The sequence below is a fragment of the Bradyrhizobium sp. FW305-F6 genome (assembly GCF_058782905.1).
Genome location: NZ_JBYSYD010000002.1, coordinates 1,474,692 through 1,491,969 on the forward strand (window position 1 = coordinate 1,474,692; position 17,278 = coordinate 1,491,969).

A 17,278-nucleotide genomic window follows, 5' to 3' on the forward strand; every position below is an offset into this window, starting at 1 on the left:
GGCAAGGACTCAATACCCGTCCACGCCGTTGAGCCGCTGCAGGCGCTCCTGCATCGCCTTCTTCAGGTCATACCCCGGCCGCCCGAATTCTGCATTGCGGCGGGCGATAAACGCGGCCTGCTCGCGCTGGAGCGCCTTGGCCTCGTCCGGATTGCGCGCCTCCCCGACCGCGCGGGCATTGGCGGCAAAGACTTCGCGATCGAGGTCGGCAAGCTCGCGATTGGCGCAGATCGCCCTTTCCACCGCGCGACGCGCGCGCGCGCAACTGAAACTGGGCTTGCCGGCGAGCGCCATCTGCGCGCCGATCCGTTCGAGCTCGCGCGCCATCGCCTTGTGATTGGCCTTGGCCTTTGCGTGGTTGGGATCGATCCTGAGCGCCGCACCGAAATCCTGCACCGCCCTGGGCTTGTCGTCCTTCCTCAGCCAGAGCTCGCCGCGCGCGTTGAAGATATCGGCGAGGCCCGGATCGAGCGAGAGCGCGCGGCTGTCGTCGGCAATCGCGCGATCGATCTGGTCGTGCCGTGCATGGAGCGCGCCGCGCGCGATCAGCGCCTTGATCAGGTCCGCCTTCGCCGTCTTCTCGTTGTCGATCACGGCCGCGCAGGCCGCGGCGGCCTTGTCCACGTCGTCGGCAGCAGCCGCCGCGAGGCAAGACTCGAGATCGACCTGCACCACCGCAACCGGCTCGCCGCCGGTCGCAGCATCGGCGGGCGCGAGCGAGAGTGCGGAGAGCAGCCCGGCGCCGAACAAGGGAATGAGAAAACGCATGCTCGTTTGCAGTCGAAAGTCCTGTGTCGGGGCGTTTGTCTTGAGCTCTTGCTCTGGAACCGTACTATCCAGCATACGGCGGGATTGGTGCCGGCTTGTGGCGCCGCTCAAACCGGCTTCGGGGATTATCGTGTCGACATTCGAGTGGATCATCGCGCTGTTGCTCGGCGCCGTTGGCTTATCGGCGCTGGCGCGGCGGATCAAGGTCCCCTACCCGACCTTTCTCGCCATCGGCGGCGCGCTGATTGCCTTCGTGCCGTCGAGCCCGTCCTGGGTGCTGGAGCCGGACCTGGCCCTGGCCCTTTTTGTCGCACCGGTCCTGCTCGACGCCGCCTTCGACACCTCGCTGCGCGATCTCCGCAACAACTGGGTTCCGGTCTCGACTCTGGTGGTCGCCGCGGTCGGCCTGACCACGGCCGCCGTCGCTTTCGTCGCGCACCGGCTGATGCCTGACATGCCATGGGCGGCAGCGGTCGCGCTTGGCGCCATCGTGGCGCCGCCCGATGCGGCCGCTGCGGTTGCGATCCTGAGCCAGGTCAAGCTGCCCTATCGGATGGTCAAGGTGCTGGAGGGCGAGAGCCTGCTCAACGACGCCAGCGCGCTGCTGATCTACCGCATTGCCGTCGGCGCAGTCGCCACCGAGCACCTGACCTGGAGCCAGGTCGCACCGACCATGGCACTGGCTCTGGTCGGCAGCGTCGTCGCCGGCCTTGCCGCAGCCCGCCTGATCTCGCCCATCATGGAGCGCGTGACGGAAGCGCCGAGCGCGATCATCGTTCAGTTCGCCACCACCTTCATGATCTGGATCGCCGCCGAGCATCTCGGCCTGTCCGGCATCCTCACCATCGTCGTCTACGCCATCACTCTGGCGCGCACCGCGCCGGCGCGCATGCCGGCGCGGCTGCGGGTGCCGTCCTATGCAGTCTGGGAGACGATGGTGTTCGTGCTCAACGTGCTCGCCTTCATGCTGATCGGCATGCAGATGCGTCCGATCTGGACCCGGCTGGACGCGGACGTGCGCTGGGAATATTGCGTAGCCGCCGCCTGGATCCTGCTCACCGTGGTGCTGGTGCGGCTGTTCTGGGTGACGTTCTACCGCGCCACGCTGCGCGCACTGGTCGCGCGCGGGATCTACCATCCGAAGGATCCGAAGCAGGTCGCCTCGGCGAAAGGCGGGTTCATCATCTCCTGGTGCGGCATGCGCGGCCTCGTCACGCTGGCCACCGCCTTTGCCCTGCCGGAGAACTTTCCCTACCGCGACTTCATCGTCTTCATCGCCTTCGCGGTGGTGCTGGGGACACTGGTGATCCAGGGCCTGACGCTGCGGCCGCTGATCCTGGCCTCCAAGCTCCGGGACGACGATCCCGTCGGGATCGAGGTCGCCCGCGGGCGCGCGGCCGCCTATCGTGCTGCCCTCGAGGCGATCGAGAGCGATCCATCGGAGGAGGCGGAAATCCTGCGGCTCGAGTATCGCGCCATCCTGATGCAGGCCGAGGCCGATCCGACTGGCGGCATTGCGAACGGCGAATTGCCCGCCGATCCCCTGCGCCGCCGTGCCATCGAGGCCGCGCGCAAGGCGATCTTCGAGCTGCGCGCCACCGAGGTGATCGGCGACGACGCCTTTCACCGGCTCGAAGAGCAGCTCGATCGCGCAGAATTGAGCGCGGGGGGATGATGTCTCTCTGCGGTCGTCCCGAAACAAGCGCGCCTTAAGCGCGCAGATCCGGGATGACGGCGAACTTTGGGGCGTTCAGCAACGTGCGCCAGGTCACACAGAAACATCCCGAACTTTGAACCAAGCCCCGCCGACCCAGACTCACCCCTGATGACGACCCTGATCGACGACCGTCGTGTCCGCGCGCGTGATGCGTCGCCTGCACGATATTTTTATCTCAACATGGCGCTTGCCTGCGCCGCCACCGCCTTCCTCGGCTTCGCACCGACCTATTGGGTGCCGCTCGCTCACCGGACATTGTCCGCAAGCCCGGTGATTCATTTTCACGGACTCTTGTTCTTCACCTGGTCACTCTATTTCGTGCTCCAAACCTGGCTCGCGGCCTCGGGCCGCGTGGTCAACCACCGCTCGTTAGGCATTGCCGGCGTCTCGCTTGCGACCGCAATGGTCATATTTGGCTTCTTCGCGTCCGTAACCTCGATGAAGAACGCCGCGGCACTTGGGAAGGCCGATGCAGGCGTTGCCTTCTCGATCGTGCCGATGAGCGGCATCGCGTTCTTTGCCGTGGTGTTCGTGCTGGCGATCATCAACACGCGCAGGCCCGATATCCACAAGCGCCTGATGCTGCTGGCCGCGGTCTCGATCCTAGACGCTGCGATTGCGCGCTGGTTCCTAACCTTCCTCGCGCCGCCGGGACCGCCCGGCCCGCCGCCGGTGCCGGTGACGATCGCGCCGGCCGTCGTCGCCTCGCTTCTGCTCGTCGTCGCCATGGTGCGCGACTGGCGCAGCGAAGGCCGCGTGCATCCGGTCTACATCTACGGCACGCTGGCGCTGCTGGCGGTGAAGGTGCTGAACTGGCCGATCAGCGAGACGGCCGCTTGGCACACCTTCGCCGGCGGCATCCTGGCGCTGGCGCAATAGGCAGCAGCCAACACCTCCGCTGTCGTCCCGGGTTCGCGCGTTGCGCGCCCGGGACGACGGCGGAGATTGGAGCTACGCCCCCGCCTTGCAGGTGATGCCGCCATCGACCACGAGCTCGATGCCCGTCACATATTTCGCTTCGTCGGAGGCGAGAAACAGCGCGGCGTTGGCGACGTCGAAGGCATCGCCCATGTGGCCCATCGGCACCTGGGCGTCGCGCGCGCGCCACATCGCTTCGACATCGCCCTTGGCATAGCTGGCGGCAAGACCTGCGGAATGCTCGACCATCGGCGTCTTCATCAGGCCGGGCAGGATCGCGTTGACGCGGACATGATGGCGCGCAAACTCGATCGCGGTGGTGCGCGTCATCTGGTTCATCGCCGCCTTCGAGGCGCCGTAGGTGACGTATGAGATCCCCATGTGGCGGATCGAGGCGATCGAGGAGATGTTGATGATCGAGCCGCCGCCCTGCTTCACCATGACGGGAATGACGTGCTTCATGGCGAGATAGGCGCTCTTGAGGTTGACGCTGAAGACACGGTCCCAGCTCTCCTCGCTCACCTCGACCACGCTGCCCATCTCGGCGATGCCGACATTGTTGTCGAGCACGTCGATGCGGCCATGGGCCTTCAGGCACGCCGCCACCATCGCCTCGATCTCGCTCGCCCGCGACACGTCGGCCGTGAACGCCGTCGCCTTGCCGCCTTCGCCGGTGATGATCTCTGCAGTCTCCTTGGCCGCCGCACCGTTGCGATCGACGCAGAACACCTGCGCCCCCTCGCGCGCGAAGGTCACCGCGGTCGCCTTGCCGTTGCCCCAGCCCGGTCCGATCGAGCCGGCCCCCACCACCATCGCCACCTTGCCCTTGAGCCGATCCATTGGGTTTCTCCTTTGTTGTTATTCTTGTAGCCCGGATGAGCGAAGCGATATCCGGGGACAGGGGTCCCGCGTATCGCTCCGCTCATGCCGGCTACGGACTGTCGCAAATCTTCATCGTGGTGACGTTAGCACCGATGGGATGCCCGACAATCTCCGACAGCGTCCGGCACTTTCCGTCGTGGCACAGCCGCCATTCGCCGGCTGCGCCTGAATTGCCGAGCACGACCTCCTGCATGGCGGCTCGTTGCGGGCGCCATTGAAACCAGCCGTCGACCAGCCGCGCCTCGGGCGGCGGCTCCATGCCGGGGCCGGTGCCCTTGACGCGGGCCTGCACCAGTTCGAGCCCGGCAGGCGTCACGCGCCAGTCCTCCTGCCATTCGACCTTCGCGATCGAATGCGTCCAGCTGAGCGTGAACGCCGACAGAGCCAGCGCCTTCACGCCCGCTGCCGTTGCCAGGCAGAGGCTCACACCGCCTCGACCGGCGCCGGCGGTCGCTGCCGCCATTGCCACAGCACGAGGGCCGCAGCGAGCACGAACCCCGCGGTGTCGCTGAACGGGAATTCGCCGAGCAGGCAGAATGCGCCTCCGAGCGCGACCAGCCGCTCGATCAGCGTCAGCCGCGTGAACAGGAAGCCGATCGCGACCATGCCGAACAAGCCGATCGCCACCAGCGCCTTCAAGCTCGCCAGCGCCACTGCGCCATAGAAGCCGAGCTTGGCCGCCATGGGATCGCCCGCCTGCAGCATCAAGGCCGGCGAATAGACGAAGATGAACGGGATGACGTAGCCGGCGAGCGCGATGCGCATCGCCTCCCAGCCGATCTTGTCCGGATTCTCCTTCGCGATCGGCGCCGCCGCAAGCGCGGCCAGCGCCACCGGGGGTGAGAGGTCGGCCATGATACCGTAGTAGAACGCGAACATGTGGCTCGCGATTAGCGGCACGCCGAGTTTGGCCAGCGCCGGCGCGGCGAGCGCGGCGGTGATGATGTAGGTCGGGATGGTCGGAATGCCGGTCCCGAGCAGGATCGACAGCAGCATGGTCATGACCAGCGCCAGGAACAGGCTCTTTTCGCCGAGCCCGATCACCCAGCCGCCGAAGATGGTGCCGACGCCGGTCTGCGACATCATGCCGATGATGACCCCGACGATGGCGCAGGCCATGCCGACGGTGATGGCGGATTTCGCGCTCTCGGCCAGCGCATCGCGGCAGGCGCGCAACGCCGCAAAGCCGCCGCGCACGAAGGCCGTGATCACGATCAGGCCGACGACGACCGTCGCGACCGGCGCAATCTGAAGACCGTCCCGCGACAGCGCGGCGACGACGAGCGCGAGCCCGATCCAGAAAATGTAGCGGATCACGTTGGAGGAGGCGCCCGTCGTGATGGCGGTGCCGAGGATCAGCGTCACCGTCAGCGCAAGGCCCATGCTGCCGGCATAGAGCGGCGTGAAGCCCTCGAACAGCATGTAGACCAGCGCGGCGAGCGGCAGCACGAGGTACCAGCGCGTCACCAGCGCTCTCCACGCGCTCGGGATCTCCGAGCGCTTCATGCCGACGAGACCGTGCTTGCCGGCTTCCAGATGCACCATCCAGAACGCCGATGCGAAATAGAGGATCGCGGGGATCGCCGCCGCCTTGACGATCTCCGAGTACTGAACCCCCAGCGTTTCCGCCATGATGAAGGCGACCGCGCCCATCACCGGCGGCATGATCTGTCCGCCCATCGAGGCCGTGGCCTCGACACCGGCGGCGAAGGCGCGGCGATAGCCGAACCTGATCATCAGGGGAATCGTGAACTGGCCGACGGTGACGACGTTCGCAACGCCCGAGCCCGAGATCGTGCCCATCATGCCCGAGGCGAACACCGCGACCTTGGCCGGTCCGCCGCGGGTTCTGCCGAACAACCCGAGCGATACGTCGGTGAACAGCTGGATCATGCCGGCGCGCTCCAGGAACGAGCCGAACAGGATGAACAGGAAGATGTAGGTCGCCGAGACGTAGATCGGCACCCCGTAGAAGCCTTCCGTGCCGAACGACAGGTGGGTGATGACCTGGTCGAAATCATAGCCGCGATGGTTGAGCGGCGACGGCAGGTACTGGCCGAAGAACCAGTAGACCAGGCACGCGCCGCACATCAGCGGCAGCGCCGCGCCCATCAGGCGCCGCGTGCCCTCGAATATCAGCACCGCCAGCAGCGTGCCGACCACGAGATCGAGCCGGGTCGGATCGCCGTCGCGCGCGATCAGGTCGGCGTAGAAGATCCACTGGTAGAGGCCGCAGAAGAAGCCGGCGCCGCCGATCACCCAGCCCAGCGCACGGCCGACATTGCTCTTGGCCGTGAAGTTGGCGATCAGGCCGAAGGTGAGGAGAACGAGGAAGCCGACATGGACGCCGCGCACCACCTGGCTTGGGAGATAGTTGAAGGCGGCGACATAGAGCTGGAACGTGGCGAAGGCGATGCCGATCCAGTAGGCGAGCCTGCCCCACCAGCCGGGACCGAAGCCTTCCGGAAAACCATGCTCGAAATTGTCGAACTCGACTTTTACTTTCTCGGGCGCAGCTTCAATAGCCTCTGCCTGCGACATCGATATATCCCCGCGCCGTTAGAACAAGGGCACCGTCCCCGCACACGTCATGGCCGGGCTTGTCCCGGCCATCCACGGTTACGCTGCCTCCAAGAACGTGGATGCCCGGGACAAGCCCGGGCATGACGATACGGAGAGAACCGATCTTACTTGATCAGCCCCTTCTCCTTGTAATAGCGGATCGCGCCGGGGTGGAGCGGGACCGGGCTGCCGGCGGCCGCGGTCTCGAGCTTGATCTCCTTGCCGGCCGCATGCGCGTTGACGAGTTCCGGCAGCGATTCGTAGACCAGCTTGGTCATCTGATACGCGAGATCGTCCGATACCGCGGAACTGGTGACGAGATAGTTGATCACGGCAGCCGTCGGCACGTCCTTGTCCTGGCCGGCATAGGTGTTGGCGGGAATCGTCGCCGCGACGAAGGGCGGGCCGATCTTGTCGACCGTCTCCTTTGGCACCGACACCACGGTGATCGGGCTCGAGGTCGAGAGGTCCTTGAGGGAGGCGACGCCGAGACCGGCCGATTGCAGCGTGGCGTTGAGCTGCCGGTTCTTCATGAGATCGACCGATTCGGCGAAGGGCAGGTATTCGACCTTGCCGAGATCCTTGTAGCTCATCCCGGCTGCGGCCAGGATCGCGCGCGAATTCAGCTCGGTGCCCGACTTCGGCGCGCCGACCGACAGGCTCTTGCCCTTGAGATCGGCCAGCGTCTTGATGCCGGACTCAGTGGTCGCAACGATCTGGATGTAGTTCGGATAGATCGCACCGATGGTCCTGAGCTTGTCGAGCTTGGTCTTGAAGCCCGCCTCCTCCTCGCCTTCCCAGGCGGCTTTGAGCGAGTCGCCGAGCGTGAACGCCAGCTCGCCGCGGCCCTGCTGCAGCAGGATCAGGTTCTCGACCGATGCCTTGGTGGCCTGAACCTGCGTCTTGACGTTCGGAATCTTGTCGCCGTAGATCTTTCCGATCGCGACCCCCAGCGGATAGTAGACACCCGAGGTGCCGCCGGTCAGCACGTTGATGAAGGATTGCGCATGCGCGCAAGGTGCCGACGCCGCCAGAGCGAGAGCCGCGGCCACGCCGAAAATCGTTCGTTTCATGGTTGTTTTACTCCCCAAACCGGCGCCGAAATTGACCGGATGAGGCATGCGGGTCAACCCATCCAAAAGATAAAGCTGAGCTGCGGTAAACGGCCGATCCGATCGATTTTTCGGGAACTTCGCGGCTGCGGCGACGTGGCGCAGCGCTCACCGCTCCCGAGACGACGCCCCCCTCACTGGAACGTCATGTCCAGGCACTTGGAGATGTCGGAGCCGAGGCCGGAGGAGATGATGATGCAGCCGCGCACCTTCTGCGCAGTGACGTCGGCGGCCCAAACCGCATAGCCGCCAGGGCCGAAGAACGAGTTGGTGTTCGGCGGCTCGGTCTCGGTGGCGTCGAAATCGTATTTGCCGTCGGTGTCGAAGATGCGCGGCTTCTTGGTGCAGCCGCCGTCGGTCTGGACGTTGATGACTTCCTTGTTGTCGCGCGTCAGCGCCAGCGAGACCTGGCAGCGGAAATATTCCGAGGTCCTGGTGTTGAAGAGATAGGTGTAGGACTTGCAGGTCGCCGTGTTCAGCTTGCCCGGGGCAAGGCCGCGGCTGCACGAAATGCGCTGGTTATGGCTAAGTTGATAGTCATCTGCCCAGGCTGCAGGCGCCAGCGCCGGCATCGACACGACGGCAGCCCAGCAAAGCTTGATCACATGGCGCATTCGAATCATCCCTACCGATAATTTTGTCGAGTTGCGTTCTAGACGGAAAGCGGAACATAGTCGCGAGGGGACCAAGGGAAAATCACAAGCTGCTGGGCAAGACGTGATGCGCTGCGGCGCTTTCGCGAGTTGACCGGGACACGGCGTTCGTGATTTGTTCAATCCTGGAATGTCCCGACCGTGGGAGGATGGGATGACGGCATTTTCAATGGCATTTCCAATCAAGACATTTGCAATCGCCGCGGCGCTCGGCACCTTCGCAGGGCCGACGTTTGCGCAAAGCGTAGCGACGCCGTGGGAGCTCAAGCCGGACATGGGCTACGCCTATGACCGGGAAGGCAAGACCTACTCCTACAAGATGGGCACCAGCAATGCCGGCGAACTCTTTAAGGGCGCCAAGAAGGTGCCGAAGGGCACGCTGTTCTTCATCGGCCAGAACGGCCAGCTCTACATGCGCAGCGGCCCGTATCTGGAGGGCGACGGCAAGTTCAAGTTCGGGCCGGATCAGTAGGTGTGGGGCTAGCGGCCGAAGGTGCCGCCTCACCCTCGGTGTCATCGTCCGCGAAGGCGGACGATCCAGCATTCCAGAGGCCATTGGGATCCAGACGAGAAGCCGCGGCGTACTGGATGCCCCGGTCAAGCCGGGGCATGACCGCGTTGGATAGCAGGACAAGCTAAAACGCCCCCGCCAGCTCCCTTGCGCCGGGTTTGCCGCTGTTCACGTCCATGCGCTCGTCCGTCACCCGCAGCAGCTTCGCCACCGTGTTGTGGCGGATCGCGACCGGGTTGCGCTCATAGCCGCCGCGCTGGAAGAAATTCGAGGTCGGCACCTGCTCGCGCATCGCCTGCGGCATCGTCACCATGTCGAGGCCGGTGCCGTCGCCGGTGAGGTTCATCATCTCGAGTTCGGCGGCGGAGAGCGGGCGGGTGTGGCCCTTGGCGCGGGCAAAATGCACCGAGGTCAAGAGCTTGTGGGTTTGCAGCATCGGCCCGATGTCGACGTCGAGCACCATCGCGTGCATGGCCCAGCCTTGGGGCGTGCTGCCCATTTTCTCGTGCTCCGACCAGGTGTCGGGCACCGACTTCGCGTGGGCCACCATTTTCTTGAGGACACCGAACTTGTGCTCGAGCGCATGCCGCGCCGGCCCCGACGTTTTCGTCACCTTCTCCGAAAGCGCGCGGATCAGTTCATGGCCCTGCTCGGCCAGCAGCTCGACGCTGTTGGTGGTGAGCAGCTGATTGTAGCCCATCGCGGTCGAGATCGCGCGCTTGCCGCCGTGCTCGATGCCGGCCTGCACGTCGTAACTGCCGGTGCCGCCGGTCTCGAACGCATAGACCCGCACCGCCTGCTCGCGCGTCAGGCCGTGGGCCAACGCGTAGCGCGCATAGGCGCGCTTGAACTCGAGCTCGCTGGACGGGCGCTGCGGCGTGAAGTGGTAGAGCTCCTGCGCCGCGCGCAGGAAATCGGTGACGACGGGGATCGGCTTGCGGGGCGGCCGGTCCGGCGTTTCCTCCGGCTCCGGATTCACCGGCCGCTTCGGTCCATTGTATAGCGGCGGATGCTCCAGCACGTAATCGTCGAGCGTGACCTGCTGCCCGCTGCGCCGCTTGGCGTTGCGGCCGCGACGCTTCTCGGAGATCTGGCTCCAATAGGCGCTGGCCTCGGCGTCGAAGGCGGCACGCGCCGCCTGGTATTCCGCAAGCTTGCGGCGATATTCGAGCACGGCGGGCGAGGCGCCCGCGCCTTGCGCGAACAATTGCGGCAGCAGCTGGGCCTCGGCGTCGCGGACGGCCGGCGTGATCAGGACGAGCGCAAGTGGAACCAGCGCCAATGTATTTCGAATCGAATGATGCATGCTGCCCTCTTAGCAGGCATCCGGTAACCGTCACGTTAACGCGCCGTTTACCATCTCATTTCCAGGCGAACACCGGCTGTTCCAGATCGGTGACGCGGGTGTGCCGCCCCGCCAGCACCTCGCGGAACTGATAGATCAGCGCCGCTGTCGGCGCGTGGATCAGGCTCATCTGGTGATGGAAGCGGATGACGCGGCGCGCGCTCTCGGGGATCGCCACGAAATCGAAAGCGTCCTCGCGCTCAATGGTGGCGAGCGCGATGCGATGGACGGAAGCGACTTCGTCGGGATTCGGCCTGATCGCAGTGCTGTCGGCGGCCCAGACCACGACGGGAGTGATCAGATAGCCCGAGCGGGTCGGATAGTCGTCGAGCGTGCCGAGCACGTCCGCATCCGTCAGGCGAAGGCCGAGCTCCTCGTCGAGCTCGCGCAGCGCCGCCTCGATCGGCGTTTCGCCATGATCGCAGCGGCCGCCCGGCAAGGCCCATTGACCGCCATGCGCGCGCAGATGCGAGGCGCGCAGCGTGAGCAGCAGCGCCGTGTCGTCGCCTTCGCCTGCTGCGGTCAGCGCGACCGCCACCGCGGCACGCTTCAACGCCGCCGGCGCAGCGCCCTCCGGCAAACGCGCGAAGGCGGTGCAGGCTGCCGCGATATTCCGCCGTGTGGCATCGTCGAACGGTCTCATGATGCTTGACTACACCACGTCCCGCCTCGATGAAACGAGAACGCAAGCACAGGAATGGACGAGATGACCAACAAGACCGCCGCAAGGCTGAAATCGGAGGGCTGGAGCATCCTGGACACCACCGGCTTCCTGCACCTGATCGGCCCCTTGTGGGAGCGCAAGGTCGATGGCCATTACGAGTTCGCGCTCGCGACCGAAGACAAGCACCACAACCGCCGCGGCATGGTTCAGGGCGGCGTGATGATGACGTTCGCCGACCGGACCTGTGGCATGACCGCCCGCTACGTCTCCGGGAAGGACTACTTGGCGACGGTGCAGCTCGACACTCATTTCGTCGAAGCCGGCCAGATCGGCGACCTCCTGATCTCCCGTCCCCGCGTGGTGCGCTCGACACGAAGCCTGATCTTCATGAGCACGGAGGTGACGGTGGACGGCCGCTGTGTGGTCATGGCGAACGGCGTGTTCAAGATCCTGAAGGGGCCGGGGTAGCTGACGGCGAGCCCGGGGTAAGCCCACCGCATCCTCCGTCGTCGTCCCCGCGAAGGCGGGGACCCATAACCCCAGGGAGTAGTTGCCACACATGCTGCTTACTCCGAGTCTTCGCCAAACAACTCCCTGTGGCTATGGGTCCCGGATCCGCGCTCCGCTTCGCTATGCTGGTCCGGGACGACAAGAAGAGACGGCATTGCTGGATCGCGCTGTGCTCGCAATGACGAGATGACGCGACTATGCTGCTGTCCGAAACGCACCGAGGATCCGCCTATGCAATACCGTCAGCTCGGCCGCAGCGGCCTGAAGGTGTCGCCGATTTGTCTCGGCACCATGATGTTCGGCGGTCCCACCGATGAGGCCACCTCAAAACGGATCATCGACAAGGCACGCGGCGCCGGCATCAACTTCATCGACACCGCAGACGCCTATTCGAAAGGTCTGTCCGAGGAGGTCGTCGGACGCGCGATCGGCGGCAATCGCGACGCCTGGGTGCTCGCGACCAAGCTCGCCAATCCCATGGGCGACGATCCCAACCGCGGTGGCCTGTCGCGGCGCTGGGTGTTGCAGGCTGCGGACGAAAGCCTGAGGCGCCTCGGCACCGAGCACATCGACATCTACTATCTGCACAAGGAGGACCACGCCACGCCGCTCGAGGAGACAGTGCGCGCGATGGGCGACCTGATCCGCGCGGGCAAGGTGCGCTATTTCGGCGTCTCCAACTACCGCGCCTGGCGCGTTGCCGAGATCTGCAACATCTGCGACCGGCTCGGCATCGACCGGCCTGCGGTGAGCCAGCCCTACTACAACGCCATGAACCGCATGCCGGAGGTCGAGCACTTCCCGGCCTGTAGCTATTACGGCCTCGGCATCGTGCCTTATAGCCCCCTGGCGCGCGGCGTCCTCACCGGAAAGTACAAGCCCGATGCGGCTCCAGACACGGAGACGCGCGCGGGCCGCAATGACACCCGCATGATGCAGACCGAATGGCGGCCGGAATCGCTCCGCCTTGCGCAAGAGATCAAGGCCCACGCGGAGAAGAAGGGCATCACCGCCGGCCAGTTCGCGGTGGCCTGGGTGCTGAACTCCGCCTTCGTCTCGTCGGTGATCGCGGGTCCCCGCACCGGGGAGCAATGGGACGGCTACATCGGCGCGCTCGACTATCGCTTTACCGCCGAGGACGAGGCGCTGATCGACCGCCTGGTCGTGCCGGGCCATCCCTCGACACCGGGCTACAACGATCCCGCCTACCCAATCGAAGGGCGGTGGGCGCGGACGGCGTGAGGCTGGGAGACGACGATGTCACATGAAGACCGCTACGGCCTGCCGCTCTCCACCTCCTCGCACGAGGCGGCGGCCGCCTATCGCGACGGCATCGACCTCATGCTCGCGGGCTGGACGGGCACGGCGGAGATGCTGGAGCGAGCGATTGCGCTCGATCCGGATTTCGCGATGGCCCATATCGCCCGCGCCCGCGTGCATGCCTTCTACCAGCAGGGCGATCTGGCACGGCAGAAGGCGACGCTCGCACGCGAACTGGTGGCCAGGCGCGGCTCGATGCGCGAGCGTTCGCATGTCGAGACGCTGGCGCTCGCGATCGAGGGCCGGCTGCCGGACGCCATCGCATCGACGCTGACACATGTCGACGCATGGCCGCGCGATGCGGTGGTGCTGTCGCTGCCGCTCGGCGCGTTCGGCCTGTTCGCCTTCTCAGGCATGGCCGACCATGATCGCGCCCGTCACGAGCTGTGCGAGCGCGTCGCGCAGCATTACGGCGAGGACTGGTGGTTCCTCACCATGTCCGGCTGGGCGATGACGGAGAACGGCGACGTCGTGCGCGGCCGCGCCGTGACCGAGCGCGGCTTCAACCTGCGCCGGCAGAACGCCCACGCCGCGCACGCGGTGCTGCATGCGATGTTCGAGGATGGATCAATCGAGGCGGCCGATCGCCTCGTCGACGAATGGATCCCGACTTACGACCGCGACGGAATCCTGCACGGCCACATTCGCTGGCACCAGGCGCTCGGCGCCCTCGAACACGGCGATGCGGCGCGGGCGCTTGCGATCTACGCCGACGTGCTTCAGCCGTCGGTCACGCAGGCGCCGCCGCTCAACGCGGTCACGGACAGCGCCTCGCTGCTATGGCGCCTGTCGGCTTACGGCCACGCCGTGCCGAAGGCGCTGTGGGTCGAGGCCGATGCCGCCGCGCAACGACTGTTTCCAAAATCGAGCCTGTCCTTTGCGGACGTGCACATGGCGCTGTTCGCGGCCGCGACACAGAACCGAGAGGCGCTGGCCGAGCGCCTTGCGGTGATCGAGCAGCGGCTCGCCGACGGCAAGCTGCCGGCCGGCCCGGTGGTGCCGGCGATCTGCCGCGCGCTCGCGGCCTTCGCCGACGAAGATTACGTCTCGTGCGTGCAAGCGCTCGCGCCGGTTCTCGGTGAGGTCGTGCGGATCGGCGGCAGCCATGCCCAGCGCGAGCTGATCGAGGACACCTATGTCGTCGCGCTGATGCGAAGCGGCGAGCTGCCCCGCGCCCGCGCCCTGCTGGACGCCCGCCTGCACCGCCGGCCGTCGCTTCGTGACACGCGCTGGCAGATGGCGACCGGCTAGCTTTGCCACGAAAAAAACACCAGTCTGGCGGCAAGTGCCGGCCGGACGGGGTAGGCGATTGGGGCGAATCGCCGTTGGGGGTATGACGCGGTGGTATTCCAGACGGGTGTTGCTGAACAAACGGGATCGCAACCAATTTGCGGTTCGATGGTTATGGTGCGGGAATTTCCCCCCGCCGCGGCCCCCTGGCACACGAGCCTGACCATGCGCCTCTGCCGACCGGTCCTCGCCGTCCTGGCCATCAGCTTGGCAAGTCCTTGTTTTGCCGAAACTTCCGAACCGATCCGGGTCAACAATCCGCCGGCGCAGCAGAACGCCTTCATCGACCTGCTGGCGCTGATGTCCGGCCATTGCAAGACGCTTGAGGTCGCCGGGCGCACCTATGCCTGCAAGACCGTCGCTTACGCCCATGGCGACAAGGGCCGGGTCAATTTCGCGGTCGCGGTCGACGATCCCTCCGACGACAGCCATGTGGTGTCGTTTTCCGGCGAGAACGGCAAGCGCGCCGACGACAATTCCTACGAATTGCCGATCGACCGCATGCTGCTCAACTCCAAGCACCGCCCGAGGGTCGACGGCCTGCCCGTGCCGGCCGAGCAGACATCCATTGGAGTCTGCCGCCAGACGGGCAACTTCGCCGCCAGGAAGGTGAAAGACGTCACCTGCTCGGCGACCGACAACGAGGGCCGCAAATACGAGCTCCTGTTCGTCTCCGACGGCTCCCCGGTCAGCGTGCGACGCATCCGCCAGTCGGCACCGTCGATCCAGGACCCCTTCAAGTAGCTCCATCCATCACGCGAACGCCTTCTCCAGCGTCGCGAAGATCACGGCCAGCGACTTGTCGTGCCGCGTCACCGGCGGCACCGGGCGCTCGATCTTCATGAGTTGATAGACCGCCATCTGCGCCGCACGCACCGAATATTCGACGGTGAACACGACGTCGTCGGGGATTTCGACGAACTGGCTGACGAAGGCGAGATTGACGGAATTCTTGGGCACCGGCAGCGGCCGATCGGCCAGGTTGCGCGGCATGAACATGCTGGTGATGTAGGGCATGCGGCAGGGGATGCAGATCGCATCTTCGAAAACCGCGGGATCGAAGTTGAGATGGCCGCAGAGCTCCTTCAGGATTTCGGCGCCGCCGCAGTCCGACATCGGCTTCGCCACGAAATTGCCGACGCGATCGGGATGCAGCGCATAGCCCCAGAACACCTGGACGTTGTTCGGTTGTCCCGCGAAATGCGGCTGGCGATAGAGCACGACCGATATCAGCCAGTTGGAGTCCTTGAACGTGACGAGACCGCCGGTGCCGGCCCTGTTTCCGGAGAACGCTTCCATCCGGTCGAAGAAGCCGGGATCGCGGCAGGTGACGGTGAAGGACAGCCAGTAGGATTCGGGGATCGAAGTGTTGAATGCTGAGGGATTGCCAAACTCCGGCCGTCCTTGCGCGATCGTCTCCCACAACGCCCAGCCCTGGCTGTCGGCCTTGGTCAGGCGCGGCGGCGGCTCGGTCATCGTGCCCAGGCTGGAGGCGTCCGTCATCGACCCGTTCTGGAAGAAGACGATGTCGTCGTCTTCGAGCCGGACATTGGCGGTGCGGCTGTCGCGGTCGAGCGTAAGCTGACGCACGCGCAAGCGCGCGCCGTCGGCCTCGAACGCCATGTCGGTGACGCGCGTGCCACGCACGAATTGCACGCCTTGGCGCTTCAGCCAGTCGGTCAGCGGCCGAACGATCGCGTCATACTGATTGTAGACGGTGCGCTTGACGCCGCCGAGCGTTTCGATGCGCGGAAACTCGTTCATGAAGCGGTGCAGATAGCGCTTCAGCTCGACCGCGCTGTGCCAAGGCTGGAAGGCGAACGTGGTCTGCCACATGTACCAGAAATTCGATTCGAAGAATCCGGGCGACAGCCAGTCGGTGATACGGCTGTTGCCGAGCGTCTCCTCCGAGGCCTCGGTGAGCCGCAGCAGCTCGAGCCGGTCGCGCGCGGAGAAGCCCATATGCGAGACATCGATCTTGAAGCGGTTGCGATCGACCAGACGTGCCCTCGAATGCGCCGGATTCTCCACGTTGAACGCGACCGTCTCGTCCCGCACGCTGAGGCCGGGATGTTCGAGCGAGGGAATGCTCGAGAGCAGATCCCAGGTGCATTCGTAATGGTCGGTGGTGAGCATGCGCCCGCCGCGGAGCGAATAGGCGCCGTTCGCAAGCTGCGCGCCGTCGAGGCTGCCGCCGACCAGCGGCTGCGCCTCGTAGATCACGATGTCGCGCCCGGGCAGCTGCGCATCGCGAACCAGAAACGCGGCGCCCGCGAGCGACCCAATGCCGCCACCGATGAAATACGCCTTCATGACCTGCCTCGATTGCATTTCGAATGTCGCGTCGACAGTGCATCCGGCGACGACGATCAAAGTTGCGCTGGATCAAGCGCGACATGCATGCAGATCACGTTCAGGTGAGTCGCCGTCGCTGCTCGTGCTCGCGCGACGCGACGTTTCATTGCATTGAATCGACGCGCAGCAGCCCATCGCCGAGGAGAGGCTGCGCTGTGTTCTGAGCTCGAGCTCGCAATAGCTCTTCATGGCGACGATGGACGCGGGAACGTTCAGTCGTTCACACACGTTAACAAACGTTCAGCTTGGAACTGTATCTGCGTCGTTTCGACGCCCGCCAGGGCCGGAACGTGCTGCACGCTCATCTGTTGTCGCACGACATTCAACTGGAGTGATGACATGAAGTATCTTTTTGTCGCGATGGGTTTGGGCGCTGCGGTTCTTGCCGGCGTATCCTCTGCCAATGCGGCCGACCGTCCCAGCGCGAAGCAGACTGCCCAGACCGAGCAGTCCACCGACATCAGCGCGCAACGAAGGCACCACCATCACGGCCATCGCCATCATCACTGGCGCCACCACGGCCACCATCGTCCGCACTACCGCAGCTACGGTTACTATCCGCGGCACCATGGCTACTATGGTGGCGGTCCGTACGGCTACTACCGCGGCGGTGGTCCCGGCGTGACCTTCAGCTTCGGCGGTGGACGCTGGTAAGATAGACACTAGACTTG

Annotated in this window: 17 protein-coding genes; 8 read left to right on the top strand and 9 right to left on the bottom strand. The window is 65.3% G+C overall.

What is annotated here, in order from left to right:
• Positions 1–9: 9 nt before the first annotated feature.
• On the bottom strand, positions 10–768 hold the full coding sequence (locus AC3WLX_RS18240) for a hypothetical protein (RefSeq protein WP_492336977.1): 759 nt from the start codon (positions 766–768) through the stop codon (positions 10–12).
• A gap of 97 nt (positions 769–865) precedes the next feature.
• Here AC3WLX_RS18240 and AC3WLX_RS18245 point away from each other — a divergent pair, with 97 nt between their 5' ends.
• Both AC3WLX_RS18245 and AC3WLX_RS18250 read left to right on the top strand, forming a co-directional pair.
• A complete protein-coding gene (locus AC3WLX_RS18245) occupies positions 866–2,443 on the top strand; it encodes a cation:proton antiporter (RefSeq protein WP_492336978.1) in 1,578 nt (525 codons plus the stop codon).
• Positions 2,444–2,593: 150 nt separating this feature from the next.
• Positions 2,594–3,364, top strand: coding sequence for a hypothetical protein (locus AC3WLX_RS18250; protein ID WP_492336979.1), 771 nt, complete (start codon positions 2,594–2,596; stop codon positions 3,362–3,364).
• A 72-nt stretch (positions 3,365–3,436) separates the two neighbouring features.
• Here AC3WLX_RS18250 and AC3WLX_RS18255 read toward each other — a convergent pair whose 3' ends face one another.
• The 5 genes from AC3WLX_RS18255 to AC3WLX_RS18275 form a co-directional block, all read right to left on the bottom strand.
• The gene (locus AC3WLX_RS18255; protein WP_492336980.1) at positions 3,437–4,243 is read right to left on the bottom strand and encodes an SDR family NAD(P)-dependent oxidoreductase; all 807 of its coding nucleotides are present in this window, start codon (positions 4,241–4,243) and stop codon (positions 3,437–3,439) included.
• A 91-nt stretch (positions 4,244–4,334) separates the two neighbouring features.
• Entirely contained in the window at positions 4,335–4,748 is a 414-nt protein-coding gene (locus AC3WLX_RS18260; RefSeq protein ID WP_492336981.1) for a DUF1850 domain-containing protein, read from the bottom strand.
• A complete protein-coding gene (locus AC3WLX_RS18265) occupies positions 4,709–6,826 on the bottom strand; it encodes a TRAP transporter permease (RefSeq protein WP_492336982.1) in 2,118 nt (705 codons plus the stop codon). Before AC3WLX_RS18265 ends, AC3WLX_RS18260 begins: the two co-directional genes overlap by 40 nt.
• A gap of 146 nt (positions 6,827–6,972) precedes the next feature.
• The gene (locus AC3WLX_RS18270) at positions 6,973–7,920 is read right to left on the bottom strand and encodes a TAXI family TRAP transporter solute-binding subunit (RefSeq protein WP_492336983.1); all 948 of its coding nucleotides are present in this window, start codon (positions 7,918–7,920) and stop codon (positions 6,973–6,975) included.
• 173 nt (positions 7,921–8,093) lie between these two features.
• Entirely contained in the window at positions 8,094–8,573 is a 480-nt protein-coding gene (locus AC3WLX_RS18275) for a hypothetical protein (protein ID WP_492336984.1), read from the bottom strand.
• Positions 8,574–8,781: 208 nt separating this feature from the next.
• Here AC3WLX_RS18275 and AC3WLX_RS18280 point away from each other — a divergent pair, with 208 nt between their 5' ends.
• Positions 8,782–9,084, top strand: a complete 303-nt coding sequence (locus tag AC3WLX_RS18280) for a hypothetical protein (RefSeq protein ID WP_291624750.1) — start codon at positions 8,782–8,784, stop codon at positions 9,082–9,084.
• Positions 9,085–9,247: 163 nt separating this feature from the next.
• Here the strand turns inward: AC3WLX_RS18280 and AC3WLX_RS18285 are convergent, their stop codons facing one another.
• Both AC3WLX_RS18285 and AC3WLX_RS18290 read right to left on the bottom strand, forming a co-directional pair.
• On the bottom strand, positions 9,248–10,429 hold the full coding sequence (locus tag AC3WLX_RS18285) for a hypothetical protein (RefSeq protein WP_492336985.1): 1,182 nt from the start codon (positions 10,427–10,429) through the stop codon (positions 9,248–9,250).
• A 55-nt stretch (positions 10,430–10,484) separates the two neighbouring features.
• A complete protein-coding gene (locus AC3WLX_RS18290) occupies positions 10,485–11,111 on the bottom strand; it encodes an NUDIX hydrolase (protein WP_291624743.1) in 627 nt (208 codons plus the stop codon).
• A gap of 63 nt (positions 11,112–11,174) precedes the next feature.
• Between AC3WLX_RS18290 and AC3WLX_RS18295 the strand changes: the two genes are divergently transcribed.
• The 4 genes from AC3WLX_RS18295 (at position 11,175) to AC3WLX_RS18310 (ending at position 14,996) form a co-directional block, all read left to right on the top strand.
• Positions 11,175–11,600 carry a PaaI family thioesterase gene (locus AC3WLX_RS18295; protein WP_492336986.1) on the top strand — a complete coding sequence of 142 codons (426 nt, stop codon included), beginning with the start codon at positions 11,175–11,177 and terminating at the stop codon, positions 11,598–11,600.
• A 273-nt stretch (positions 11,601–11,873) separates the two neighbouring features.
• The gene (locus AC3WLX_RS18300; RefSeq protein WP_492336987.1) at positions 11,874–12,884 is read left to right on the top strand and encodes an aldo/keto reductase; all 1,011 of its coding nucleotides are present in this window, start codon (positions 11,874–11,876) and stop codon (positions 12,882–12,884) included.
• A 15-nt stretch (positions 12,885–12,899) separates the two neighbouring features.
• Positions 12,900–14,213 (top strand): tetratricopeptide repeat protein, encoded by a 1,314-nt coding sequence (locus AC3WLX_RS18305; RefSeq protein WP_492336988.1) that lies wholly within the window; start codon positions 12,900–12,902, stop codon positions 14,211–14,213.
• Between the two features lie 204 nt (positions 14,214–14,417).
• Entirely contained in the window at positions 14,418–14,996 is a 579-nt protein-coding gene (locus AC3WLX_RS18310) for a hypothetical protein (RefSeq protein ID WP_291630758.1), read from the top strand.
• A 9-nt stretch (positions 14,997–15,005) separates the two neighbouring features.
• Here AC3WLX_RS18310 and AC3WLX_RS18315 read toward each other — a convergent pair whose 3' ends face one another.
• Positions 15,006–16,583, bottom strand: coding sequence for an oleate hydratase (locus tag AC3WLX_RS18315; RefSeq protein ID WP_492336989.1), 1,578 nt, complete (start codon positions 16,581–16,583; stop codon positions 15,006–15,008).
• A 363-nt stretch (positions 16,584–16,946) separates the two neighbouring features.
• Here AC3WLX_RS18315 and AC3WLX_RS18320 point away from each other — a divergent pair, with 363 nt between their 5' ends.
• Positions 16,947–17,261, top strand: a complete 315-nt coding sequence (locus AC3WLX_RS18320) for a hypothetical protein (RefSeq protein ID WP_291630754.1) — start codon at positions 16,947–16,949, stop codon at positions 17,259–17,261.
• The last annotated feature ends 17 nt before the right edge of the window (positions 17,262–17,278 follow it).